The sequence below is a fragment of the Halorubrum halodurans genome (genome assembly GCF_002252985.1).
Taxonomy (GTDB): Archaea; Halobacteriota; Halobacteria; order Halobacteriales; family Haloferacaceae; genus Halorubrum; species Halorubrum halodurans.
The window spans coordinates 1-23,895 of sequence record NZ_NHPJ01000092.1 but is presented as its reverse complement, the minus strand read 5'-3'; the positions used below and the strand labels follow the sequence as shown (position 1 = coordinate 23,895).

The following is a 23,895-nucleotide window of genomic DNA, read 5'->3' as shown; positions in this document are numbered from 1 at the left end:
CGCCGAGAGCGTCCCCGATCCGGGTCGGGAGAGTTATGCCGGCGGGGGCCGACCGACGAGGCGTGCAGAAGACGGTACTCATCACCGGGTGTTCCTCGGGCATCGGTCGCGCGACCGCGCACGCGTTCAACGACGAGGGGTGGACCGTGTACGCCACCGCGCGGAACCCCGCGGACGTCGAGACGCTCGGCGAGGCGGGCTGTACGCTGGCGACGCTCGACGTCACGGACCAGGCGGACGTCGACCGCGTCGTCGACCGGATCCTCGACGAGGAGGGGGCGATCGACGCGCTCGTCAACAACGCCGGCTACGGCCAGTTCGGGCCGATGGAGGACGTCACGACGGAGAAGGTCCACGAGCAGTTCGACGTCAACGTGTACGGCCCCCACCGGCTGACGCGGGCCGTGTTGCCGGCGATGCGCCGCGAGCGGGACGGGACGGTCGTGAACGTCTCCTCCGTCGCGGGGCGGGTGTCGTTCCCCGGCGGCGGCGTCTACGCCGGATCGAAGTTCGCGCTCGAGGCGATGTCCGACGCCCTCCGCAACGAGGTCCGCGAGTTCGGCGTCGACGTCGTCGTCGTCGAGCCCGGTCCGGTCCGGACGGGCTTCTCCGACCGGGTCGCGCGCGAGGCGGATCCGGAGGAGACGGAGGGGATCGAGCGGTCGGGCGCGTACGAGGCGTTCTACGCGCTCTTCGAGGACACGAAGGCCATCGGCGGCGACGGCCCCGGCGCGGTCGAGCCGGAGCTCGTCGCGGCGGAGATCCTCAACGCCGCGAGCGCGACGAAACCCCCCGCCCGCGTCCAGCCGGGGACGCCCGCGCGCGTCGGCGTGCTCGCCCGGTTTCTCCCCGACGCGCTGCGCGATAAGGGGTTCGCGCTGCTCCGGAACTTCACCTCCTAACCGGGTCGGTTCGTCCCCGTCGCGAGGCTCCGTCCGGTCACCGATCGGGGTCGACCGCGAACGGGCTCTCTCCCTCGCGCCACTCCCAGCCGGGGAGCCGCGTCTGGAAGCCGGCGGCGAGCGCGGCGTCGAGGTCGTCCGCGCCCGCGGTTCCGGCGCCGGGCCCCGCCGCGTCCGCCGTGGCGTCGCGGTCGACGTGGACGTCCGCGACGTGGAACGTCGCCTGCGCGAGCAGCGAGAGCGGCTGGCCGCCGGCGATCGCCGCCGCCAGCTCCCGGCCGAGGACCTCGTCGACGACGAACCCCGGATAGTCGCCGGCGACGTCGAGATCACGGAGGACCGCGACGTACCCCGCCACGTTGACCCCGACCTCGCCGTCCGCGAAGACGGCGTCGACCTCGCGGCGGTACGTCTCCTCCGCGACGCGGTCGACCTCGGCGTCGAACAGGTCCCCGAGCCGCTCGCGGGTGTCGTTGAGGATCGGGACGACGACCGGGGCGCGGTCGCGGACGCGGGCGTGCTCCTCGCGAACGGTCTCGGGGGTGACGCGCATGGGCGGACCACGCCGGCGAGCGGTATCCGTTTTGCGAAGTCTTTTATAACGAAGGGGAACTACTCCGAGGCAAGCGGGTTTTCGCTGGCTGTTCCCGCAACGGTACATACGGACAGTACTTCCACTATGCCTACCCCGTCACGGTCGAGCGTCAAGGCGACGTGCCGCGCATCGATACCGGTCCGACCCGACGGCGACGGCGATCTACGGCCCGCGGTGAGCTATGAGCCAAGTCGATAAGCAACTCGAGAACCTGAAGTCGACGATAGAACAGGAGGTCCCGAACGACGTGAGCGTCACGGACGTCAAATACGAGGGGCCGGAACTGGTCGTGTACACCCGCGACCCCAAGCGGTTCGCGGGGGACGGCGACCTGATCCGGCGACTCGCCTCGAAGCTCCGCAAGCGGATCACGGTCCGTCCGGATCCGTCGGTGCTCTCTCCGCCGAAACGGGCGGAAGAGGAGGTCAGGGAGGTCATCCCCGACGACGCGGGCGTGACTGACCTCGACTTCCACGAGGACACCGGCGAGGTGGTGATCGAGGCCGAAAAGCCCGGCATGGTGATCGGCCGCCGGGGCTCCACGCTCCGGGAGATCACCCAGGAGATCGGCTGGACCCCGGAGGTCGTCCGGACCCCGCCGATCGAGTCCTCGACCGTCTCGAACGTCCGCAACTTCCTGAAGAACGAGCGCGAGGAGCGCCGCGACATCCTCGAACGCGTCGGCAGGCAGATCCACCGCGAGGAGATGTCCGACGACGAGTGGGTCCGGATCACGACGCTCGGCTGCTGTCGCGAGGTCGGCCGCGCCGNNCGGCGCGGAGGGCGAGGTCCCGTACCTCCAGGTGCCCGAGGCGCTCGGGGCGGGCGCGGCGACGCTCGACGCCGTCGTGTTGACCCACGCCCATCTCGACCACTCCGCGCTCCTCCCGCTGCTCTACAAGTACGGCTACGACGGCCCGGTGTACACCACCGAGCCGACCCGCGACCTGATGGGGCTGCTCCAGCTCGACTACCTCGACGTGGCGGCCAAGGAGGGCCGCACGCCGCCGTACGAGTCCGCACAGGTCCGCGAGACGATCAAACATACGATCCCGCTGGAGTTCGGCGACGTGACCGACATCGCGCCGGACATCAAGCTCACGTTCCACAACGCGGGACACATCCTCGGCAGCGCCGTGACCCACTTCCACATCGGCGACGGCCTCTACAACGTCGCCTTCTCCGGGGACATCCACTACGAGGACACCCGCCTGTTCAACGGCGCGGTCAACGACTTCCCGCGCGTCGAGACGCTGGTGCTGGAGTCGACCTACGGCGGCCGCAACGACTACCAGACCGACCAGGAGGACTCCGAGGAGGCGCTCAAACGCGTCATCAACGAGACGTACGAGCAGGGCGGGAAGGTGGTCATCCCGGCGTTCGCGGTCGGGCGCTCCCAGGAGATCATGCTCGTGTTGGAGGAGGCGATGCGCGAGGGGGAGATCCCGGAGATGCCGGTCCACCTCGACGGGATGATCTGGGAGGCGACCGCGATCCACACCACCTACCCCGAGTACCTCCGTGACGAGCTCCGAAACCGGATCTTCCACGAGGACGAGAACCCCTTCCTCGCCGAGGAGTTCAACCACATCGACGGCGGCGAGGACGAGCGGCAGGACGTCGCCGACGGCGAGGAGTGTATCGTCCTCTCGACGTCGGGGATGATCGAGGGGGGGCCGATCATGTCGTGGCTCCGCCACATCGGGCCGGACCCGGACTCGACGCTCATGTTCGTCGGCTACCAGGCGCAGGGGACGCTCGGCCGCCGGATCCAGAACGGCTGGGACGAGATCCCCGTCTCCGACTGGGGGAACGGCGGCCGCGGCGACACCCTCTCGCTGGAGATGGGTGTCGAGACCGTCGACGGCTTCTCCGGCCACGCCGACCGGCAGGGCCTGGAGAACTTCGTGAAGACGATGAACCCGCGCCCGGAGAAGGTGCTGTGCGTCCACGGCGACGAGCGGTCCGTCCAGGACCTCTCGTCGGCGCTGTACCACGACTACAACATGCGGACGTTCGCGCCGAAGAACCTCGAGACGTTCCGGTTCAAGTGACCCGGCGACCGGCGTGACGGCGTCCGTCGCGCGTCGCTGCCGCGTCGTCTCGGCCGCGCTTGCGGCTGACCCTTTAAGTCCCGGCGAGCCGATGCCGATCCATGCGCATCGCGCTCATCGCCCACGACGAACTCAAAGACGAGATGGTGGCGTTCGCGGGGACGCACGCGGACGTGCTGGCCGATCACGACCTGGTCACGACGGGCACCACCGGAAAGCGGATCGCCGAGGAGACCGGGTTGGCCGTGGACCGGCAGGCCTCCGGGCCGCTCGGGGGAGACCTCCAGATCGGGGCGATGGTGGCGGACGGCGCGATAGACGGGCTGGTCTTCCTGCGTGACCCGCTCACCGCACAGCCGCACGAGCCGGACGTCTCCGCGCTGTTGCGCGTCTGTGACGTGAAGGACGTGCCGGTGGCGACGAACGTCGCGTCGGCCGAGCTGCTCGTACGGGGACTCCTTCTCGGGGAACATTCCGTCGACGAGGAGCTCCTGGACGAGGCGTCGCCGCTTCGCGACGACGGATCTCGCGAGTGATAACCGGACGGGCGAGCTTTATTTCGGGGGGCGACGTAGCCGCGATCGATGGGCACCGATCCCGGCCGAGACTCCGCGGACGCCCCCGCCGGCGGGTCGGCGCTCCCACCCGCGACGCGGGCGTCCGTGGCCGTCCTCCTCGCGTGTCTCGTCGCGGTCGCGGCCGTCCCCGGCGGGGTGGTCGGGGCGGTCGACGGACCGGTCGCGGGAGGGGCCGCGGGGTCGCCCGAGCCGGCCGCCGAGCGCGAGGTCGGGCCGCTGACCGAGTGTTTCGCCGGCGAGGGGTACCCGCTCGCGATCGGCGACCCGCCGGCGACGATCGACGCGCTCGTTCACGTCTCCGTGCTCACCGACCCCGCCGCCGGCGACGAGCTCGGCGTCGAGCTCGCCGGCCGTCTCGAGGGCGACCCGATCGTGACGCTCGCGGCCGGCGTCCGGCTTGACGCCCCCGGACTGGTCGCCACCGGGATCGACCCGTTCGCGGCGTTCGACCTGCTGTACGCCTACGAGCTCCGACTGCCGATGTTCGACGGCGGGATCGACGAGACGACGTACGACGCGGACCGCCCGCCGGTCGGCTCGGCCGCGGGGGTCGTTCCGTGTTGAGGACGGCGGTCCTTCCCCAACACGTCCCGTCCGCGTGACGCGCGCGGTCCCGTCGAGTCAGTCGGGACGCACCCCGCGGACGAGCCCGAGGAGCTCCCGCCGGACGCCGGTCGCGTCCCCGTCGAGCCGGTACGCGCCGCCGGCGAGCAGGTACGGTCCGGCCTCCCACGTCGCGAGCAGCGCCTCGACCGGGACCGTCCCCCCGTCGAGCGCGCAGCGGCCGCGGAGGGTGACGAGCGTCGCCTTCCCGGCGTCGGGGTCGTCGACCGCGATCGTCCGCTCGCCGCGGGACTCGACCGCCTCGACGTCGCGCTCGGCGAGCCGGTCGCGAAAGCCCGTCCTCGCTCGGTTCTCCACGAGTCGGGTGAGCGCGGCGTTCGGCGGGGTTTCGGGGCGGATCCGGAGGCGACTCGCGAAGAAGAAGGGTCGCGGCTCCCGGCGGTCGTCGCGCTCGTACCGGACCGTGCTCGCGGTCACCGAGACGGGGCCGGCGGCGAACGGGCGGTCGGTCGTCTCGTCGACGCGCCGCCAGCCGTCGAGGCGTTCGGCGGGGACGACCGGCGGGTCCATACCGACCCCGTTCGGCCGGAACGCACGTAAACGAACGGGGCCGTGAGCCGGGAGACCGGGGGATCGGTTTATGGTCGCTCGACCGCTCCCGGATCACGTGACCGAGCAACGCTACCTCGCCGACGACACGGTTCGGCGGTTCGAGGCGACCGTCGAGCGAACCCTCGAGGACCGGGTCGTCCTCGACGGAACCCACTTCTACCCGACCGGCGGCGGCCAGCCCCACGACACCGGAACGCTGTACGTCGCCGACGATCCCGACCGGCGCTTCCGGGTCGTCGACGTCGAGAAGTCGGACACGATCTACCACACGCTCGACCCCGTCTCCGGGGACGACTCGGCCGCCGGGCCCGACGCTCCGGCGACTCCCGACGCCCCGGCGGCACCCGACGCCTCCACGCTCCCCGAACCCGGCACCGCCGTGATCGGCGAGATCGACTGGGACCGGCGGCGGGCACACGCGCGCTACCACACCGCACAGCACCTGCTGTCGGCGCTCCTCCTCGAGGCGTTCGGCGCGCAAACGACCGGGAACCAGCTGTACGCCGACCGCGCCCACCTCGACGCGGCGTACGACCGGTTCGACGCGGACGACCTCGACCGGATCGAGCGGCGACTCAACGAGCTCGTCGCCGACGACCGCCCCGTCACGAGCTACACGATGGACCGCGCCGACGCCGAGGCGACGCTCGACACCGATCGGACGCGGATCGACCTGCTTCCGGACTCGATAACCGAGCTGCGGATCGTCGAGATCGGCGGGGCGGACGCGGCGACCGGAGACGTCGCCGACGCGGCCAGCGACGACGCCGACCCGTACGATCGGACGGCCTGTGCGGGGACGCACGTCGGCTCCACCGGCGAGATCGGCGAGGTCGTCGTCACCGGCCGCGAGACGAAGGGAAGCGGGGAAGAGCGGATCCGGTTCGCCCTCGCCGATCACGTCGCGTGAGACCCGTCGCCGATCCCGACCGCGAGGTACTCGGAGTTCCCGCGGGCGCGACCGCGGGATCCCGCCGCTTATGTGTGTGACCTCTCGTTGGTTCGTACATGAAGTTCTGCGACGAGTGCGGCTCGATGATGAAGTCGGGCGAGGGAGCGGACCACTGGGTCTGTGACGCCTGCGGTCACGAGGTCGGCCGCGACGGGGACGAGGAGGACGCCTGGACCACGCAGTCACAGGAGGAGTCGGAGATCGTCGACGTCAGCGACGCCGAGGACAAGGGACTGCCGGAGACGACGGCACACTGCCCGGAGTGTGGCAACGACCGAGCGTACTGGTACATGCAGCAGATCCGCTCGGCCGACGAGTCCGAGACCCGATTCTTCGTCTGTACCGAGTGTGAACACAAGTGGCGCGAGGACGACCACTGAGCCGCTCCGCGTTCGTGACGCCCGGATCGGCCCGCTCTCCGAGGCCCTCGTCGTAACGACTAAGAACGGAACGCCCCTCCGTTAGGCCAATGAATCACGAGTTTTTCGCCCGAGGTGGTCTCCGTGGGCGTCGAGATTAAGGAAACGGAGGTGGACGACGAGGACTTCGAGGAGATGAAACGGTTCGTGCGGGACTACCTCGCGGCCAGCGTCGAGAGCGAGGAGGACGGCGGACGCATGCGGTGGTACCCCTGGCACTCGGCGGAGTACCGGTTCAATCACATCCTCAACGTGATCGACCTCGCCGAGGAGATCGCCGAGGCCGAGGGCGCGGACGTCGACGTCGTCCGCGTGGCGGCGGCGTTCCACGACGTGGCCAAACTCGAGGTCGACCAGGACGTCCACGCCGAGGCCGGCGCACGCGTCGCCCGCGAGTACCTCCAGAGCCGCGGGAACTACCCGGAGTCGTTCATCGAGGAGGTGTGCGGGGCGGTCGTCGACCACTCCTACACCGGCGACCTGGCCGACGTGCCACTGGAGAGCCGCTGTCTGATCGAGGCCGACGTGCTCGACAAGGTCGGCGCGAACGGGGCCGTGTTGATGCTGTTGCGGATGGGGTACGAGTCCCGCACCCACATGGACGCCGCGAAGATGGTCGACCGGGTGCTCGACCGCGGCCGCGACCACACCGACCGCGTCGTCTCCGACACCGCGGAGAGCATCGCCCACCAGCGGATCAAACGCGTCCAGTGGATCCGCGAGTGGCTCGAGGAGGAGGTCAGCCGCATGGACGCCGACGGCGCCACGGGTCGATGACCCGCCGTCAGCTCCCCTAGGCCTCCGGATCCACCGCCGGAAGCGTCCGCGACAGGTACCGGCTCGCCTCCTCGCGGACCGCCCCGGCCCACTCGCGGTCGGTCGTCGTCGACCAGCGCAGCATCGCGCCGGTCGCGAGCGTCTGGAGCGTCTCCGCGACCGCGGCGGGCGCGACCCCGTCGTCGACGCCCTCGGAAACGGCGCCCGCCGCGCCCGACCGGCCGTCCGGACGCGCCTCGGCGGCCGCCTCGCGGACGGATCGCTCGAGGAACCGGCGGAACACGCGGTCGCTCCGGTCGAAGTGCTCGCGGTACGCCCCGTCGGTCGCCGCCTGGGCGCGGAGCTCGACCATCGCGACGAGGAACCGGCCGTCGGGGGCGTGCTCGTCGTCGACCCCGTCCGGATCGGTCATCGCCGCCACGTACGCGTCGAGCCGCGCCCGCGGCGGGAGGTCGAAGGCGCCCCCCGCGATGGCCGCCTCGAAGTCCTCGAGCAGGAACTCGAGGAGGTCGACCAACAGCTCGTCCTTCCCGTCGTAGTGGTGGTACACGAGCGAGGGGCTCTTCTCGAACGCCTCGCCGATCCGCTTTATCGTGAGGTCCGCGTACCCGTGCTCACAGAGCGCGCGGAAGGCCGCGCCGAGGATGGCCTCCCGCGTGTCCGTCGGCTCCGTGAACGGGTCGTCCATGCGGAGTGTACCGGGGTGAAGTATATATCGCTCCTGATTGAACGTTCATTCAACACGCTTATGCCGTCGGCGTGAGAGACGAAGCCATGACTCGACCACCGGCGATCGGAGGGTCGTCCCTCCGACGCCGCGGCCTCACGCTCGCGGCCGCCGCCTCCGCCGCCGCTCTCACGTCCCGCCTCCGCACCTCGCCCGCCGTTCGCGCCGCCGTCCTCCGGACAGTCCCCTCCCGTCGCTCGCGCACCGGAGGTGAGCGGTGACGCTCCCGAGCGGGCGCACGGTCGTCGCGGTCGTCGTCGCGGGCGCGCTCCTCGTCGCCGCGGTCGGGAGCTTCGCCGGCGTCGCCGCACAGCCGACGCCGGTCTCGGGCGTCTCCGACGGCCCCGACGCGGCGGGCACGCTCGCGGTCGGGAGCCCCGAGGGCGACGACGCGGTCGGGCAGGTCGGGCAGGTCCGCGGCGAGCCGGACCTCGAGGCGTACCTCCCCCAGCCGACCGTGCCCACCGGCGGGGAGACGACGATCGAGGTCGACCTCCTCAACACCGGGGAGATGTCCATCGGCAACGACGTCGACCCGCGCGTGACGACCGCGCGGAGCCTCACGCTCGAGGCGGAGGCGGAGGACGACGACGACCCGATCGCGGTGACGAGCGAGGAGATCGCCGTCGGCGACGTCCCGCCCGGCACGCCCACCTCAGTCCCGATCGGGATCGCCGTCCCCGACGACGCGGCGGACGGCGAGTACGAACTCGACGTGACGGTCGACTACCACTACACCCGGACCATCGTCCCGAACAGTAGCACCACCTACGACTCCTCCAGGAGCGAGGAGCTGGACGTCACCGTCGTGGTCGACGACGGGGCGCGGTTCGCGATCGTCGACGCCGGGACCGACGCGCAGGTGGGCGGAACCGGCGAGGTCCGGGTCACGCTCCGGAACGTCGGCGACGAGACCGCCCGCGACGCGATCGTCACGGGGAGCGTCTCGGGCAGCGGCGTCACCGTGGGCGCGAACGGTCCGCCGGACGTGTTCGTCGGCGACTGGGATCCCGAGGAGAACCGGACCGTGCGGTTCGACTCGTCGGTCGCGCCCGACTTCGCCGGCGGGACCTACGTGTTGCGCACGAGCGTCGAGTACCGCGACGGCGACGGGGGGGAGGTCGCTTCGCCGTCCTCGCGGATCGGCGTGACGCCGACGCCCGAACAGCGGTTCGCGGTCGAGGGCGTCGACGGCAGCCTGAGCGTCGGCCACTCGGGGACCGTCGCCGGGAGGGTGACGAACGACGGTCCGTTGGCGGTCGACGACGCCGTCCTCGTCGCGGAGTCGACGAGCCCCGGCGTGACGTTCCCCGAGAGCCGCTACGCGCTGCCGGACCTCGCGCCCGGCGGGTCGGCCGAGTTCTCGCTCGACGCCGACGTGACTCCGGAGGCCGACGCCGGCCCGCGACAGTTCCGGTTCACCGTCGAACACGAGAGCGGCGACCGCGTCGCGAGCGACGAGTCGACCGCCCGGATCCCGGTCGGCCCCGGCCAGTCGTTCGCGGTCGACGGCGTCGACTCGACCCTGGAGGTCGGCTACTCCGGGTCGATAAACGGGACGCTCACGAACGACGGCCCGCGGACCGTCGACGAGGCGGTGCTGGTGGCCGAGCCGCAGAGCACGCGGGTGACGCTCGGGGAGAGCCGCTACGCGCTGCCGGACCTCGCGCCCGGCGAGTCGACCGACTTCTCGTTCGACGCGGACGTGAGCGGGCAGGCCGATCCGGGTCCCCGGCAGGTCCGCTTCACCGTGGAGTACATGGGCGACGACGCGACGCTGACGGAGGAGTCGACCGCCCGGATCGCGGTCGCCCCGCGGCGGCCGGAGTTCGCGATCGAGGCCGACGACCCGACCGTGCCGGCCGGCGAGACGCGCCGGATAACCTTCGAGATCACGAACCAGCGCCCCGAGACGCTCTCGTCGATCAACGCCGGGCTGTACGCCGACGACCCGATCGCCGCCCCGACCGACGAGGCGTTCGTCGACGAGCTCGAGCCCGGCGAGTCGACGGAGATCTGGTTCGAGGTGTCCGCCGGCGGCGGCGCCGGGATCCGGACGTATCCGGTGGAGTTGGACTTCCGGTACGAGGACGGGCGGGGGAACGACCGGATCTCCGACGTGACACAGTACCCGCTCGAGGTGACCGAGCCGGTCGACGACGGCGGGGGTCCCTCGATGGCCACGATCGTGTTCGGGATCCTGGTCCTCGCCGGGCTCGTCGGCGGGGCGGTCTGGTATCGCGGGCGACAGTGACCCGATGACCGGACCCGATCCGCGTCGCCGCTGGCACGGACGGTCGACGCCGCGCGAGCCGTCGGGGAGGCGACGGTGACCGCCGCAGACCGGCTCGTCGAGCGCATCGACGAGCTCGCCACCGGCCGTCCGGTCGCCGTGATCGTCGCGTTCCTGCTCGTGACCGTCGTCGCGTTCGGCGGCGTCACGGCCATCTCGACGTCGGCGGGGGCCGACCAGTTCACCCAGGACATCCCGGCCCAGCAGGCGCTCGACGAGATAGACGAGGAGTTCGAGTCCTCGATCGGCGGGTCGGACACCGCCGGGCAGGTCATCGTCACCGAGGACGACGTCCTCTCGCGGGACGCGCTCGTGCGGATCCTCGAGACGCAGGAGCGACTGGAGTCGCGCTCGACGCTCCGGGTCGCGTCGACGACGAGCCACGCGAACGCGATCGCCCGCGAGCTCGACCCGTCGGCCGAGACTCCGGGCGAGCAGCGCGACGCGGTCGTCGCGGCGACGCCGACCGAGCTCGCCGCCGCGATCGCGGCCGCCGACGAGTCGGGCGCGGTGGCCGCGCAGGTGTCGACGGACTACAACCCGACCGCCCAGCAGGCCGACAGCGCGATCGTCGGCGTCACCTACGACGTGCCCGACGCGGCGACGACCGCGCGGGTCGAGACCCTCCAGGTCCGCAGCGTCGCGGTCGTCGATTCGGTGCCCGGCATGGAGGCGGGCGAGAACGCGATCCTCTTCGGCGACGGGATCCTCCAGAGCGAGATCAACGCGCTGCTCACCGACACCGCGGTCATCGTCTTCCCCGCGGCGCTCGTGTTCATCCTCCTGTTCCTGCTTTTAGCCTACCGCGACCCGATCGACATGACGCTCGGGCTCTCCGCGCTCGGGATGTCGGTGGTGTGGACGTTCGGGTTCATGGGGTACGCGGGGATCCCCTTCTCGGACTCGCTCGTCACCGTCTTCCCGCTTCTCGTCGCGGTCGGGATCGACTTCGGGATCCACATCATCAACCGATATCGCGAGGAGCGGCTGGAGGGCGGCGGGATCGAGGCGTCGATGCGGACGACGACCGACCAGCTGTTCATCGCCTTCCTGCTCGTGACGATCACGACCGTGGTCAGCCTGATCGCCAACGTCGTGAGTCCGTTCGACCCGAACCGCGACTTCGGGATCGTCGCCGCCGTCGGGATGGTGTTCACCCTGCTGGTCTTCGGGGTCTACCTCCCCGCCGCGAAGGTGTTCGTCGACCGGTGGCGCGACCGGCTGCCGGTCCCCGAGTTCGGGTCGACGCCGCTCGGCACGGGCGGGTCACGGCTCGGCCGCCTCCTCCACGTCGGCGTCGACCTCTCGCGGGTCGCGCCCGTCCTCGTCGTGGTCGTCGTGCTCCTCGGCGGGGCGCTCGGCGGCGCGTACGGCACGGGCGTCGACACGGAGTTCTCGGAGGAGGCCTTCTTCCCGGACGAGGACCGGCTGGAGACGTACAGCCAGCTTCCGGAGCCGCTCGCGCCGACGGAGTACACGTTCCTCGACGTGCTCACCCTCTTCGAGGAGGAGTTCGACCAGGACTTCGTGGGGTCGGTGACGCTGTACATCGACCAGTCCGTCCGCGACGACGACTCGCTCGAGCTGATCGACCGGACCACCCGCAACCCGCCGGAGACGTTCGCGACGACCGACCGGCGTCGCGCACGGAGCACCAGCGTCGTCACCGTGATCGAGGACCGCGCCGAGAGCGACCCCGAGTTCCGTCGGCTCGTCGAGCGGAACGACCGGCTCGGCACGGGCGTCCCCGACCGCAACGTCGACGAGGTGTACGACGCGCTGCTCGACTCCCCCGCGGAGCAGCGCGCGCGCGGCTACATCGCGGCCGACCGGGGGAGCGCCCGGATCGACTACACGATCCGGCCGGGCGTCGAGAGCGAGCAGGCCGTCGCCGACGTGCGGGAGCTCGCGGACCGGACGCCGCTGACCGCGGTCGCCACCGGGACCCTCGTCGTCAACGAGGCCGTGATCGACCTGCTCCTCGAGTCGGCGGTCCGGAGCCTGATCGCGGCGTTCGTGTTCACGGCGGCGTTCCTCACGTTGTCCTACCGGTACCTGGAGGGGAAGGCGGTGTACGGCGTGCTCAATCTCGTCCCCGTGCTCGCCACCGTCGGGCTGCTGGTCGGGTCGATGTGGCTGCTCGACATCCCGCTGACGCCGATCAACGCGCCCATCCTCTCGGTGTCGATCGGGCTCGGGGTGGATTACACCGTCCACTTCGTCCACCGGTTCGTCGACGAGTACAAGGCCGGCGAGCCGCTCCAGGAGGCGCTCGACGTCACCATCGGCGGCACCGGCGGCGCGCTCACCGGGAGCATGCTCACGACCGTCACCGGCCTCGGCGTGCTCTGGCTCGCCGTCATCCCGCTGATCCAGGAGTTCGGCGCGCTGCTCGCGCTCGGCGTGTTCTACGCGTACCTCTGTTCGATCGTGTTGGTGCCGTCGCTCGTGGTCGTCTGGGACCGCTACGGCTCCCGCGTCGGCCTCGGGCTGGAGGCGACCTTCCGGGAGGACGCCGAACCGTAGGTGACTCCCTCGGGATCCCCCCGTCAGGGGATCCCGCGGGGCGACGGGTCCGGTCGCGGCCGGCACGGGGTCGCGTCGCGAGCGATCGCGTCGGACGGGCCTCCGCGGCCGCCGCTCACCGCCAGGGGCGGGACTCCTCGGTGAGTTCGCCCGCGAGGTCCCGGCGCATCGCCGCCGCGGGGTCGTCGAGGTTCGCGAGCGCCCACATCAGCTTCACCTTCGCGGTGCCGGGGAGGGTGTCGCCCGCCTCGATCACGCCCGCGTCGATCAGGTCGCGACCGGTGTCGTACACCCGGTCGCACACCCGGCCCTCGAGACACTGGCTCGTCATGACGACGACCGTGCCGTCGACGACGAGCGACTCGATCCGCGGGATGAGGTCGGTGTGAACGTGGCCGAGCCCCGTCCCCTCGATCACGACGCCGGCTTTCCCCTCCAGGTAATCCCACGCCGCGGGATCCATCCCCGGCGTGAACTTCACGAGCTCGACGTCGCTCTCGAGGTCGGCCGCGATGGCGGGGTCGGCCCTCTCCCCCTCCTCGACGTCCCGCGTGGCGGGCTCCCGGTTCCAGGCGATCGCCTCCGCGGCGACGTCGCCGTCGGCGCCCGCCGCGGTGGCGGCCTCGTAGTCGACGAGCCCGAGCGGCTCCGCGCCGACCGTCTCGAAGGCGTCGCGCCGGGAGGTGTGGTTCTTCCGCACGCGGGTGCCACGGTGGAGCGCGCAGACGTCGTCGGAGGGACTCGCGTGCATACACACGAGCGTCTCCGCGTGGTCGGCCTTCGCGGCCTCCACGGCACAGACGGCGTTCATGACGTTGTCCGAGGAGGGTCTGTCCGCCGAGCGCTGGCTCCCCGTGAAGACGACCGGAACGGGGACGTCGAGCGAGAAGGCGAGCGCCGAGGCGGAGTACTGCATGGTGTCCGTCCCGTGCATCACGACGACGCCGTCGGCTCCGGCCGCGACCTCCTCGCGGACCGCCTCGGCGAGGTCCCGCCAGATGCCGGGCTCCATGTTCTCGGAGAGGATGTTGGCGACGACGCGCCCGCGGTAGTTCGCGCGGCCGGCGAGGTCGGGGACCGCCCGCAACACGTCCTCGGCGTCGAACCGCGCCGTGACCGCGCCCGTGCGGTAGTCGACGGTCGACGCGATGGTGCCGCCGGTGGAGATGAGCGCCACCGTCGGGAGGTCGTCGTCGAAGGTGATCTCGCTCGACTCGCCCGCGTCGCCGGCGTCGTCGACGTCGCGCGCGCCCGACTCCAGCACCTCCACGTCGGCGTCCTCGCGGTCGATGCCGACGTTGTACCCGCCGTCGAGCTTGACGACGAGGTGGTCGCGCGTCGTCGAGGGCAACAGGACGCCCTCGTTCGTGACGTCCCCGCGGTCGACGCGGACGCGATCTCCGGGTTGCATGCCCTCCGGTTCCGGGTCGGCGGACTTGAATCCAGCCGTTCGCGGTCGGCGGCGACCGGAGTCGCCCGTCGTCTCCCGCTCAGATCGGGAAGTCGGCCTCGGGGCCGACGACGCGGTCGGGGTCGGGCGGGGCGCGCCAGTCGGTCGTGCGCTCGAGCAGCTGGACCACCATCCGCCCGGTCACGCCCCAGACGGTGTAGCCGTCGACGTGGAAGTAGTGGACGCGGTGGTCGCCGTACTCCGGGTGGCCGAGCCGCCGCTCGGACTCGTAGTTCGCGGGGTCGACGAGGTCGTCGATCGGGAGGACGGCGACCTCGGCGACCTCCGACTCGTCGGGGACGTACTCGCGGTCGGGCGCGACCCCGACGAACGGCCGGACCGCGTAGGCGCTGCTGGTCCGCGTGTCGTCGATGCGGCCGACGACGTCGACCTCCTCCGGCCGCATCCCGACCTCCTCGTTCGCCTCCCGGAGCGCGGTGTCGGTGAGGGTCCGGTCGACCGGCTCGCGGCCGCCGCCGGGAAAGCTCATCTGGCCGGGGTGTTCCCCGAGGTGTTCGGCCCGCTTCGTGAACAGCAGGTGGGCGTCGCCGTCGCGTTCGATCACCGGGGCCAACACGGCCGCCTCGCGGCGACCCGCGAGCGACCGCGACGCGTGACGGCGGAGCCCCGACAGGTCCATGCCGGAGCGTAGGACCTGCGGGGGAGTTAACCTTTCTCCGTCCGTCCCTCGTTCCCGTCCGCGCCCGCGCCGCCCCCGCACGCGCCTTCGGACCTTTTAAGCCCGCGACCCGCCGTGTGAGGAACAATGAGCGACGACGACCAGGAGCTCGGGATCACCGAGTCCAAGTCACACAACACCGGCGAGTGGTACGCCGAGGTCGTACGGAAGGCAGGACTCGCGGACTACGGCCCCGAGGGCATGAGCGGCTTCATCGTCACGCGGCCGCGGGCGTACGCGGTCTGGGAGCGGCTCCAGGGCTTTCTCGACGCGAAGTTCAAGGACACCGGCGTTCGGAACGCCTACTTCCCGATGTTCATCCCCGAGTCGTACCTCGAACGCGAGAAGGACATCGTCGAGGGGTTCGACCCCGAGGTCGCGTGGGTGACGGAAGCCGGAACCACGGAGCTCGAGGAGCGGCTCGCGGTGCGACCGACCTCCGAGTCGATCATCACGCCGTACATCTCCCAGTGGGTCCGGAGCCACCGCGACCTCCCGCTGCGGGTGAACCAGTGGTGTTCGGTCGTGCGCTGGGAGGCGACGGAGACGAAGCCGTTCTTCCGGACGAAGGAGTTCCTCTGGCAGGAGGGCCACACCGCCCACGCGACGAGCGAGGACGCCTGGGAGGAGACGATGACCCGGCTCGACCAGTACGAGTCCGTCTACGAGGACTTCCTCGCGATCCCGGTCCTCAAGGGCCAGAAGCCGGACCACGACGCGTTCCCCGGCGCGGACACGACGACGACCGTCGAGGCGCTCATGCCCGACGGGAAGTCCGTCCAGGGCGCGACCTCCCACCACCTCGGACGGTCGTTCGCGGAGGCGTTCGACATCACCTTCTCCGACGAGGAGGAGAACGATCGGACGGCCCACACGACCTCGTGGGGGCTCTCCTGGCGCGCGCTCGGCGCGCTGATCATGACCCACTCCGACGAGCAGGGGCTCGTGCTCCCGCCGACGGTCGCGCCGACGCAGGTCGTCGTCGTCCCCATCTGGCAGGAGGACACCAAGGCCGACGTGCTCGCGTACGCGGAGGGGGTCGCCGACGACCTCGAGGACGCGGGGATCCGCGTCGAGCTCGACGACCGCGACGAGCGCAACCCCGGCTTCAAGTTCAACGAACACGAGCTGAACGGGATCCCGCTGCGGATCGAGATCGGCCCCTACGAGGTCGAGGACGACGAGCTGACGCTGAACCATCGCCCCGACGGCGAGGAGCACGTCGAGGACCGGGAGGACGTCGTCGACGTCGTCCGCGACCACCTCGACACGGTGTACGCGAAGCTGTACGCGGCCGCCGAGGACACCCTCGACGGCGAGGTCCGGGAGGCGGACGACCGCGCCGGGATCCTCGGCACGCTCGGCCAACACGGCGGCTACGTGAAGACGCCGTGGTGCGGCGACGAGGCCTGCGAGGAGCCGATCAAGGAGCCGATGGCCGCGGAGATCGTCATGGTTCCCTTCGAGGACGACGACCCCCTCGCCGGGGAGGGCGGGAACGGAGACCACGGCGAGACATGCGCGATCTGCGGCGACCCGGCCGAGCGGACGGCCTACTTCGCGAAGTCGTACTGAGATCGCGGTCGGCCGCCGGTCGCGACGGTCCGGCCGCGATCACCCCGAGTTAATCCGGCTTGATCGGGCTTGATCCGACCTGAAGGGTGTCGGTGTATTTACGCGGCGGTCGCCGATCGGGACGCATGACCCGACGGATCACCTTGCTCGTCGCCGCCCTGGCGGTCGCGGGACTGATCGCGATGGTCCCGCTCGGCGCCGCCGTGACCGGCGACTCCGGAGCGCCGCAGGCGACCGGCGACGCGGCCGCCGGCGAGGACGCGCCGGTCGCCCGGACGACCCCCGAGAACGACACGCGAACCGGACCGGCGAACGCCACGGCGAACCTCTCGCCCGGCGAACGGCTCTCTGGGGTCATCGGCGTCCAGGGGGCCGAGATCGACGGCGAAGTGTCCTCGCGGTCCTTCGAGATCCGGCTCGCGGAGGCGGAGACCGACGCGGAGCGCGCGGCGGTCATCGCGGCGCAACTCGAGCGGAACGAGCGGCGGCTCGCGGAGCTACGGGAGCGGCAACGGGAGCTCCGCGAACGCCGCGAGGCCGGGAACGTGAGTCCCGGCGCGTACGCCGCCCGGAAGGCGGCGATCGGCACGCGGGCGGCCGTGGTGAACCGAACGACGAACCGGAGCGCCGCCGTCGCGGCTGGGCTTCCCGCGGAGGCGCTCGTCGAGCGCGGCGTCGACGCCGAGCGGATCCGAACCCTGCGCCGGAGCGCAAGCGAACTGAGCGGTCCCGAGACCGCGGCGATCGCTCGGGAGATCGGCGGAAACCGGACCGGCGCGCCGATGGGCCCCGACCGCCGCGGTCCGCCCGGATCCGGCGGCGGTCCTCCGGGAACCCCCGGCGGCGGGGCTCCGCTCGATGGGCTCCCCGGCGGCGGCCCTCCGGGAACCGACGCCGATCGCCCCGGTGTCGACGCGTCGGGACCGCGGAACGCGTCCGCCGGCGACGGGCCGGCACGGAGCGGACCGGACCGCGGGGCGCGTTCCGGCCGAAACGCCACTGCCGGGAGCGACGGTGACGGAAGCGCCACTGCCGGGAACGCCACCACCGGAAGCGGGAACGGCGGGTCGACCGGCGCCCCCGCCGGTGGCGACTCCGCGAGCGGCGGCTCCGCGGACGACGGTGCCGACGCGACCGGGGCAGGGACGGCGGACGGCGACGACGGCAGCGACGCCGCCGGTGGAAGCGGTCCGGGTGACGGTGCCGGTGGAAGCGATCCCGGTGACGGTGCCGGCGACAGCGACCCCGGTGACGGTGCCGGTGGAAGCGATCCCGGTTCGGGAGACGGAGCGGGCGGGGGGGAGCGGCGCGGTGGCGCGTAGCGTGCCCCCGTCGGCGACGGACGTCCGGAGTCGATGCCGGACATGAGAAGCGATTTAGCGCGCCCGCGTGTCGGGTCGGGCGTGAAGCGAACGACGCTCCCGCCGGTCCCCCGGCGTCTCCTCGTCGTCGGGCTCCTCATCGGCGGCCTGCTCGTCGGCGCGTCCGGCGGCGTCGCGGGGGTCGCCGGGGACCCCTTCGCTCAGCAGGAGGAGATCGATCCCGACGACGTCCTGATCACCGCCGCCGTCGACGCCGACGGCGACGCCGTCTGGACGATCGAGTACCGGGTTCGGCTCTCGACGAGCGACGAGGAACGGGCCTTCGAGGAGTTCCGGACGGACCTCGAGGCGAACCCCGCGGCGTACGCCGACCGCTTTCGCGGACGGATGGAGACGACGGTCAACGAGTCCGCGTCGGCGACGGGCCGCGAGATGAGCGTCTCGAACGTGTCGGTGACCGCGGAGCGCCGGGAGATCCCCCAGGAGTACGGGATCGTCACCTATCGGTTCCGGTGGGGCGGGTTCGCGGCCGTCGAGGACGGCCGGATCGCGGCCGGCGACGCGATCGACGGGCTGTTCCTCGACGAGGAGAGCTCCCTCATCGTCTCGTGGCCGGACTCCCACGAACTGGAGACGGCCTCCCCCGCGCCCGCGGAGACGCGCGACGGGTCGGTCGTCTGGGTCGGTCCGGTCGACTTCGCCGGGGGCGAACCGCGGATCGCGGCGGTCCCCGACTCCGTGGTGAACTCGATCCCGAGCGGGCTCCCGCTCCTCGCCGCCGGCCTCCTCGTCGTCCTCGGCGGGGCGGCCGCGTACGCCCGGCGCGAGCGCGGGTCGTCGACGACGTCGTCCGGGGCGTCCCCGGCCGAGTCGGGGGCCGCGTCGACCGCCGGCGCGGGCGACGTCGAGGGACGCCCCGACGACGGATCCGGGTCGGCGGTCGTCGACGATCCCGACGGGTCGACCGGGGCGGGGTCGACCGACGAGGGATCGGCGGAGGGTGATCCGGCGGAGGGTGCCCCGACGGACGAGGACCCCCCGGACGGGGACGGGGGGACGCCGCCCGTCGACGCGGAGCTTCTGAGCAACGAGGAGCAGGTCCTCCGGCTCATCGAGCGGGAGGGCGGGCGGATGAAGCAGAAACGGGTCGCCGAGGAGCTCGACTGGACGGCGGCCAAGACGAGCCAGGTGGTCACCGGGCTCCGCGACGAGGGCGACCTGGAGGGGTTCCGGCTGGGACGCGAGAACGTGCTCCGGCTGCCCGGCGAGGACGACGGCGACTCCGCCGACGGGGACGATCGAGCGTAGCGACGGCGGGAACGACGACGCCGGCCGCGCTCTCCGGCTGCTCTACGTCTCCAGATGCTCGCGCGCGGCCGCCGCCGCGGTCCGCCCGCTCTCCAGCGCCCCCTGGATCGCGGACCACTCGGTGTACTCGCCCGCGAGCACCACCGGCCCCTCCGGGTCGTCCGGGGCGGGAAGCGTCGCGTGGACGCCCGGCGGCTGGGCGAACTGCGCGAACGGGATCCGGTCGACTGCGACGGTCTCGAGGCTCTCGAACCCCCGTTCCGGATACCACGCCGAGAGCGCCTCGCGGGTGTCCGCACGGAGGTCGGCCGCCTCGCGCTCCAGCGCCGCCTCGCCGAGGAACGTCGCCGCGAGCAGCGGCCGGTTCCGGGGTGCGTACTCGGGGGCGACCTCCGAGATCGGGACGACCGCGTTCGGCGACTCGCCCGCCGCGTTGAGCAGGATCCGTCTCCGGGTCGAAAACGACGACCGCTCGGGCAGCGAGAACCACGCGGTGACGTTCGGCACCCCCGACTCGGGGACCGACTCGACGCCCGTCAGCCGCCGCGCCTCCGGGGGCGTGGTCGCGACGACCACACAGTTCGCGTCGAGCGTTTCCCCGTCGGCGAGTTCGACGCGCGCGCCGTCGACGGGCCCGCCGGAGCCGAGCCGGAACCGGCCGCCCGACCCGACGTCGACCGCCTCGACGTCCTCGCCGGTACGGACCTCGACGCCGGCGTCCGCGGCGCGCTCGGCCAGCTGGTCGGGGATCGCCGCCATCCCGTCGGCGGGGATCGCGATCGACCCGCGGCTCATCGCGCGGAAGGTGTACTCGAAGACGGCCTTGGAGGTCGACAGCGACCGGTCGAGGGTGATCCCGCCGTAGAACGGCTCGACGAAGTTCGAGACGTAGTCGCTCGAGAAGCCCCAGTCGGCGAGGTACTCGCGGATCGAGGCGTCGGAGCCGGCGTCCGCGAAGAACTCGTCGTCCGCGCGATTCGAGAGGTCGTACCGGAGCGCGAGCGTCCGGAGCTTGTCGGAGAAGGGCACCTCGCGGTTGAGCGCGGACTCGATCGCGGCGGTCGGCTCGCGGAGCGGGTCAGAGAGGACGGCCCGCGATCCCGGCCGACAGATCGTCGCGCCCGGCGAGAACCGGCGGAGGTCGAGCGCCTCCGTGTCGAGCTCGCGCGCCACGGCCGGGTAGCTCGTGAACAGCACCTGGAACCCGCGGTCGAGCGTGAAGCCGTCGACCTCGCGGGAGCGGACCCGGCCGCCGACGCGCGGCCGCCGTTCGAGAAGCGTCACGTCCGCGCCCGTCTCCGCGAGCCGGGCCGCCGAGACGAGCCCGGCGAGGCCGCCGCCGACGACGATGGCGTCTGCGTCCATGCGCGTGATATCGGGCCGGCGGGTAATAAGCGGCCGCGGGACGGGTCGGTCGGTCCGCGGCGTGTCGGTTCGTCGACCCGTCCGCTGCGTGTCGACCCGCCGGTTCCCGTCCCCGGCCCGCGCGGGAAGCGAAGCGATTAGTCGGGCCCGCCGCAAGGTCACGTATGGAGACGACGGAGACGTTCCGCGGGCTGGAGAGTCGCGCGTCCGGTCGAGTGTACGAGACGGCGGACCCGGCGGCCCTCCCGGAGGAGGCGGGGCACGTCGAGGCGACCTACCGCTACGACGCGGTCGATCCCGACGCGCTGTTCGGCGCGGGAGCGGCTTCGGCGGGCGACGGCGCGGGCGCCGAGCGGGCTCGCGCGCCCGGCCACTGGCGGTACGACGCGCTCCTGCCGTTTCCCGCCTCGGCCGCGCTCTCGGGCAGCGAGGGGTCGACCCCGCTCGTGCCGACCGACCGCCTGGCCGACGAGCTCGGCGTCGAGCGCGTCTACGTCAAGGACGAGGGGCGGAACCCGACGGGGACCGTCCTCGACCGCGGGCTCTCGGTCGCGATGACCGCGGTCGCGGCGGTCGCCGACGACCGCGACGTCGAGCCGCTCGCGTGCGCGAGCCCCGGCAACGCCGGCCAGTCGATGGCGGCGTACGCCGGGCGGGCGGGCCTGCGCTCGTACGCGTTCGTCCCCTCGCGTTGTGCCTTCTCGAACAAGGCGATGACGAACGTCCACGGCGGCGACATGCGGGTCGTCGGCGGGCGCTACCCCGACGCGGCCGCCGCCGTCGACGAGCAGCTGGAGACGGAGTACACGGACCTCGACGAGTTCGCGACCCCCTACCGCCACGAGGGGGTGAAGACGGTCGCGTTCGAGCTCGTCGCCGACCTCGGCGACACGCCCGACGTCGTCGTCGTCCCGACCGGCACCGGCGAGGTGCTCGCCGGGATCCACAAGGGGTTCGTCGAGCTGGCGCGGATCGGCGCGATCGACGCGGTGCCCCGGCTCGTCGCGGCGCAGGCGAGCGGCTGTGCCCCGATCGCGACCGCACACGAGCGCGGGCTCGACGAGCCGGAGCCGTGGTCGACGCCCGACACGATCTGCGGCGAGTTGGAGATCCCCGACCCGGCCGGCGGCCGCGAGGCCCTGGCGGCCATCGGGGAGAGCGGCGGGACCGCGGTGACCGCGGACGACGAGGACGTCCTCGCGAGCGCGGTCGCCGTCGCCCAGAACGAGGTGATCGAGACGGGCGCCGCGGGCGGAGCCGCGCCGGCGGGCGCGTGGGAGCTCGCCGAGGAGGGGTACTTCGACGGCGACGAGACGGTGGTCCTCCTCAACACCGACGCCGGGCTCAAGACGCCCGACGTGTTGCGCAGCCACCTGATGGGCCAGGGGATCTGAGGAGCCGCCCGCGTCCGGCCTCCGCGCCCGGCGGGTTCTCCCTACGACCGGCAAGTCCTCCCTACGGCCGGCGGCTCACGCCGACGGCGAGCGTCGCGAGCACGGCCAGCACCGCGGCGACGACCCCGAATCCGGGGGCCTCGTCGCCGGTCCCGGTCGATCCGGCGTCGTCGGACTCGTCGTCGCCGTCGCTCCCGACCTCGGTGTCCCCGTCGTCGCTCCCCGTCTCGCTTTCGCCGTCGTCGTCGCTCTCCGCCTCGTACGCCTCGACCGCGTCCGCGATTGTCGACGTCGCCACGATCACGCTGCGCGGCGCGGGCTGGTTCAGCCACTGGACCTCGACGACGACCGCGTTCCCCTCCCGGCCGGCGGTCGTGCTCGCGTACGGTTCCTCGTCCATGATCGGCGCGTCGGGACCGTTGACGAGGATGAGCTCGGGGTCCAGCTCGAGGACGACCTCGGCGGAGAGCTGTGGGTACCCCTCGTGTTCGGCGGCGGCGACGTTCTCGACACCGCCGATCGTCATGAGCTCGTCGATGAAGGTGTCACCGGCGGCGACGAAGCCGCTCCCCAGCGGGTAGAGCGCGGCCGGGCGGTCGAGGTCGGCGGTCCGGTTGCGGGTCTCCGCGACCGCGGCGTTCATCTCCGCGTTCGTCTCGGCGGCGGCGTCACACGCGCCGACCAGCCGGCCGACGGTCGTCGTCTTCTCGGCGATGTCGTCGACGTCGGTCGCCTCCGAGAAGTGGTAGACGGTGAGGTCGGCGTTCCGCAGCGGCTCCACGTCGTCGGCGGAGGCGTTCGGGGCCAACACCAGGTCCGGGTCCGTCCCGACGACCTTCTCGACGTCGACGCCGAGGCCCGCGGCGGAGACGTTCGTTCGCTCTCCCGCCCCGTCGAGGTACGCCGCGTACTGGGTCACGCCGACGACGCGGTCGCGCGCGCCGATCTCCCACAGCGTCTGTGCGGCCGACGGGTTCGTCGTCGTGATCCGCTCCGGCGGCTCCTCGAGGGTGATCTCCGTGCCCGTCGCGTCGGTGACGGTGAGCGGGAACGAACACGCCGCGTCGTCCGCCTGGTGGGCACCCGTCCCGCGGATCTCCGGAGCGTCGCCCGTCTCGACCGTCGGCTGTGCGCCCGCCGCCCCGCCCGCGACGCCCCCCACGAGGGCGGTCGTCACGAGCAGGGCGACCGCGACCGCGAAGCTGTCTCGCATCGATGTATCGACACGGACGGTCCAATAAGTATTTATCTACTACAAGTTTTGTTGCCTATCGGATGCGAGTCCGGCGTCGGGCCGTCGCGTGGTCGTCCGCGTTAGCGGCCGCGCTGGCGGTCGTCGTCGTCGTCAGCGCCGGGATCGGGCCGGTCAGGATCCCGCCCGCGGAGGTGGCGAAGATCGTGTTGAACGCGGCGGTCGTGCCCGCGGGCGTGGAGTTCGGCACGGCGGGCGTCGGGTCGCTCGCGCTGCCCGGCGTCGAGTTCGCCTACCGGTCGCCGTTCGCCTTCCCCGTCGACGACGTCCACCGCCGGATCGTGCTGCTCGTCAGGCTCCCGCGGATCCTGCTCGCGGCGCTCGTGGGGTTCTCGCTCGCGGCCGCGGGCACCGTGATGCAGGGCTTCTTCCGGAACCCGATGGCCGACCCCTCGATCATCGGCGTCTCCTCGGGCGCGGCCGTCGGCGCGGTGGCGTTCATCGTCTTCCCGACCGCGCTGTCGACGACGCTGACGCTTCCCCTCCTCGGCGCGGTCGACGTGGCCGTCTCCTACGGGACCGGGGTGAGCCTGTTCGCGTTCGTCGGCGCG

General features: G+C 72.1%; 20 protein-coding genes and 1 pseudogene. 14 read left to right on the top strand and 7 right to left on the bottom strand.

The features are described 5' to 3' along the window. The first annotated feature begins 35 nt into the window (after positions 1-35). Complete coding sequence (locus DJ70_RS09395) at positions 36-902, top strand: SDR family oxidoreductase (RefSeq protein WP_094532270.1); 867 nt, start codon at positions 36-38, stop codon at positions 900-902. A gap of 37 nt (positions 903-939) precedes the next feature. On the opposite strand, the gene DJ70_RS09390 is transcribed toward DJ70_RS09395, so the two are convergent. Continuing rightward, positions 940-1,455 carry a hypothetical protein gene (locus tag DJ70_RS09390; RefSeq protein ID WP_094532268.1) on the bottom strand — a complete coding sequence of 172 codons (516 nt, stop codon included), beginning with the start codon at positions 1,453-1,455 and terminating at the stop codon, positions 940-942. Between the two features lie 223 nt (positions 1,456-1,678). Here DJ70_RS09390 and DJ70_RS09385 point away from each other — a divergent pair. The 3 genes and pseudogenes from DJ70_RS09385 (at position 1,679) to DJ70_RS09375 (ending at position 4,693) form a co-directional block, all read left to right on the top strand. Beyond that, positions 1,679-3,551 (top strand): annotated as a pseudogene (locus DJ70_RS09385) (beta-CASP ribonuclease aCPSF1). Between the two features lie 101 nt (positions 3,552-3,652). Next, a complete protein-coding gene (locus tag DJ70_RS09380) occupies positions 3,653-4,087 on the top strand; it encodes a methylglyoxal synthase (RefSeq protein ID WP_094532266.1) in 435 nt (144 codons plus the stop codon). 48 nt (positions 4,088-4,135) lie between these two features. After that, positions 4,136-4,693 (top strand): DUF7332 family protein, encoded by a 558-nt coding sequence (locus DJ70_RS09375; RefSeq protein WP_094532264.1) that lies wholly within the window; start codon positions 4,136-4,138, stop codon positions 4,691-4,693. Positions 4,694-4,750: 57 nt separating this feature from the next. Here DJ70_RS09375 and DJ70_RS09370 read toward each other — a convergent pair whose 3' ends face one another. Continuing rightward, on the bottom strand, positions 4,751-5,263 hold the full coding sequence (locus tag DJ70_RS09370; RefSeq protein WP_094532262.1) for a hypothetical protein: 513 nt from the start codon (positions 5,261-5,263) through the stop codon (positions 4,751-4,753). A 97-nt stretch (positions 5,264-5,360) separates the two neighbouring features. On the opposite strand from DJ70_RS09370, the gene DJ70_RS09365 reads away from it, so the two are divergent. From DJ70_RS09365 to DJ70_RS09355, 3 genes are all read left to right on the top strand, one after another. Further along, positions 5,361-6,215: an alanyl-tRNA editing protein gene (locus tag DJ70_RS09365; RefSeq protein ID WP_094532260.1), complete on the top strand. Its 855-nt coding sequence runs from the start codon at positions 5,361-5,363 to the stop codon at positions 6,213-6,215. A 98-nt stretch (positions 6,216-6,313) separates the two neighbouring features. Beyond that, positions 6,314-6,637 (top strand): transcription factor S, encoded by a 324-nt coding sequence (locus DJ70_RS09360; RefSeq protein ID WP_094532258.1) that lies wholly within the window; start codon positions 6,314-6,316, stop codon positions 6,635-6,637. A gap of 114 nt (positions 6,638-6,751) precedes the next feature. Further along, positions 6,752-7,453 (top strand): HD domain-containing protein, encoded by a 702-nt coding sequence (locus DJ70_RS09355; RefSeq protein ID WP_094532256.1) that lies wholly within the window; start codon positions 6,752-6,754, stop codon positions 7,451-7,453. A gap of 16 nt (positions 7,454-7,469) precedes the next feature. Here the strand turns inward: DJ70_RS09355 and DJ70_RS09350 are convergent, their stop codons facing one another. Beyond that, positions 7,470-8,141, bottom strand: a complete 672-nt coding sequence (locus DJ70_RS09350) for a TetR/AcrR family transcriptional regulator (RefSeq protein ID WP_094532254.1) — start codon at positions 8,139-8,141, stop codon at positions 7,470-7,472. Between the two features lie 256 nt (positions 8,142-8,397). Here DJ70_RS09350 and DJ70_RS09345 point away from each other — a divergent pair, with 256 nt between their 5' ends. Next, complete coding sequence (locus DJ70_RS09345; RefSeq protein WP_094532252.1) at positions 8,398-10,434, top strand: COG1361 S-layer family protein; 2,037 nt, start codon at positions 8,398-8,400, stop codon at positions 10,432-10,434. 75 nt (positions 10,435-10,509) lie between these two features. Then, complete coding sequence (locus tag DJ70_RS09340; RefSeq protein ID WP_094532251.1) at positions 10,510-12,999, top strand: efflux RND transporter permease subunit; 2,490 nt, start codon at positions 10,510-10,512, stop codon at positions 12,997-12,999. Between the two features lie 115 nt (positions 13,000-13,114). On the opposite strand, the gene gatD is transcribed toward DJ70_RS09340, so the two are convergent. Continuing rightward, positions 13,115-14,410: a Glu-tRNA(Gln) amidotransferase subunit GatD gene (gatD, locus tag DJ70_RS09335; RefSeq protein WP_094532249.1), complete on the bottom strand. Its 1,296-nt coding sequence runs from the start codon at positions 14,408-14,410 to the stop codon at positions 13,115-13,117. A gap of 79 nt (positions 14,411-14,489) precedes the next feature. Continuing rightward, complete coding sequence (locus DJ70_RS09330; protein ID WP_094532247.1) at positions 14,490-15,089, bottom strand: NUDIX hydrolase; 600 nt, start codon at positions 15,087-15,089, stop codon at positions 14,490-14,492. A 126-nt stretch (positions 15,090-15,215) separates the two neighbouring features. Between DJ70_RS09330 and proS the strand changes: the two genes are divergently transcribed. The 3 genes from proS to DJ70_RS09315 all read left to right on the top strand — a co-directional run bounded on the left by proS (position 15,216) and on the right by DJ70_RS09315 (position 19,333). Beyond that, positions 15,216-16,703 (top strand): proline--tRNA ligase, encoded by a 1,488-nt coding sequence (gene proS / locus DJ70_RS09325; RefSeq protein ID WP_094532245.1) that lies wholly within the window; start codon positions 15,216-15,218, stop codon positions 16,701-16,703. A 125-nt stretch (positions 16,704-16,828) separates the two neighbouring features. Then, the gene (locus tag DJ70_RS09320; RefSeq protein WP_094532243.1) at positions 16,829-18,025 is read left to right on the top strand and encodes a DUF7096 domain-containing protein; all 1,197 of its coding nucleotides are present in this window, start codon (positions 16,829-16,831) and stop codon (positions 18,023-18,025) included. Positions 18,026-18,106: 81 nt separating this feature from the next. Beyond that, positions 18,107-19,333, top strand: a complete 1,227-nt coding sequence (locus tag DJ70_RS09315; RefSeq protein ID WP_094532241.1) for a helix-turn-helix transcriptional regulator — start codon at positions 18,107-18,109, stop codon at positions 19,331-19,333. A gap of 42 nt (positions 19,334-19,375) precedes the next feature. Here DJ70_RS09315 and DJ70_RS09310 read toward each other — a convergent pair whose 3' ends face one another. Continuing rightward, a complete protein-coding gene (locus DJ70_RS09310) occupies positions 19,376-20,698 on the bottom strand; it encodes an NAD(P)/FAD-dependent oxidoreductase (protein ID WP_094532239.1) in 1,323 nt (440 codons plus the stop codon). Positions 20,699-20,862: 164 nt separating this feature from the next. Between DJ70_RS09310 and DJ70_RS09305 the strand changes: the two genes are divergently transcribed. Continuing rightward, entirely contained in the window at positions 20,863-22,092 is a 1,230-nt protein-coding gene (locus DJ70_RS09305; protein WP_094532237.1) for a pyridoxal-phosphate dependent enzyme, read from the top strand. Between the two features lie 61 nt (positions 22,093-22,153). Here DJ70_RS09305 and DJ70_RS09300 read toward each other — a convergent pair whose 3' ends face one another. Beyond that, a complete protein-coding gene (locus DJ70_RS09300; RefSeq protein ID WP_094532235.1) occupies positions 22,154-23,305 on the bottom strand; it encodes a PGF-CTERM-anchored ABC transporter substrate-binding protein in 1,152 nt (383 codons plus the stop codon). A gap of 62 nt (positions 23,306-23,367) precedes the next feature. Here DJ70_RS09300 and DJ70_RS09295 point away from each other — a divergent pair. Beyond that, positions 23,368-23,895: iron chelate uptake ABC transporter family permease subunit (locus tag DJ70_RS09295; protein ID WP_143421000.1), on the top strand; the 528-nt coding region annotated here is incomplete at its 3' end.

Excerpts from the sequence above, each read along its gene's own strand:
- DJ70_RS09395 (WP_094532270.1), top strand. The coding sequence starts at position 36 with ATGCCGGCGGGGGCCGACCGACGAGGCGTGCAGAAGACGGTACTCATC.
- DJ70_RS09390 (WP_094532268.1), bottom strand. The coding sequence starts at position 1,455 with ATGCGCGTCACCCCCGAGACCGTTCGCGAGGAGCACGCCCGCGTCCGC.
- DJ70_RS09380 (WP_094532266.1), top strand. The coding sequence starts at position 3,653 with ATGCGCATCGCGCTCATCGCCCACGACGAACTCAAAGACGAGATGGTG.
- DJ70_RS09375 (WP_094532264.1), top strand. The coding sequence starts at position 4,136 with ATGGGCACCGATCCCGGCCGAGACTCCGCGGACGCCCCCGCCGGCGGG.
- DJ70_RS09370 (WP_094532262.1), bottom strand. The coding sequence starts at position 5,263 with ATGGACCCGCCGGTCGTCCCCGCCGAACGCCTCGACGGCTGGCGGCGC.
- DJ70_RS09360 (WP_094532258.1), top strand. The coding sequence starts at position 6,314 with ATGAAGTTCTGCGACGAGTGCGGCTCGATGATGAAGTCGGGCGAGGGA.
- DJ70_RS09350 (WP_094532254.1), bottom strand. The coding sequence starts at position 8,141 with ATGGACGACCCGTTCACGGAGCCGACGGACACGCGGGAGGCCATCCTC.
- gatD (WP_094532249.1), bottom strand. The coding sequence starts at position 14,410 with ATGCAACCCGGAGATCGCGTCCGCGTCGACCGCGGGGACGTCACGAAC.
- DJ70_RS09330 (WP_094532247.1), bottom strand. The coding sequence starts at position 15,089 with ATGGACCTGTCGGGGCTCCGCCGTCACGCGTCGCGGTCGCTCGCGGGT.
- proS (WP_094532245.1), top strand. The coding sequence starts at position 15,216 with ATGAGCGACGACGACCAGGAGCTCGGGATCACCGAGTCCAAGTCACAC.
- DJ70_RS09320 (WP_094532243.1), top strand. The coding sequence starts at position 16,829 with ATGACCCGACGGATCACCTTGCTCGTCGCCGCCCTGGCGGTCGCGGGA.
- DJ70_RS09310 (WP_094532239.1), bottom strand. The coding sequence starts at position 20,698 with ATGGACGCAGACGCCATCGTCGTCGGCGGCGGCCTCGCCGGGCTCGTC.
- DJ70_RS09305 (WP_094532237.1), top strand. The coding sequence starts at position 20,863 with ATGGAGACGACGGAGACGTTCCGCGGGCTGGAGAGTCGCGCGTCCGGT.
- DJ70_RS09300 (WP_094532235.1), bottom strand. The coding sequence starts at position 23,305 with ATGCGAGACAGCTTCGCGGTCGCGGTCGCCCTGCTCGTGACGACCGCC.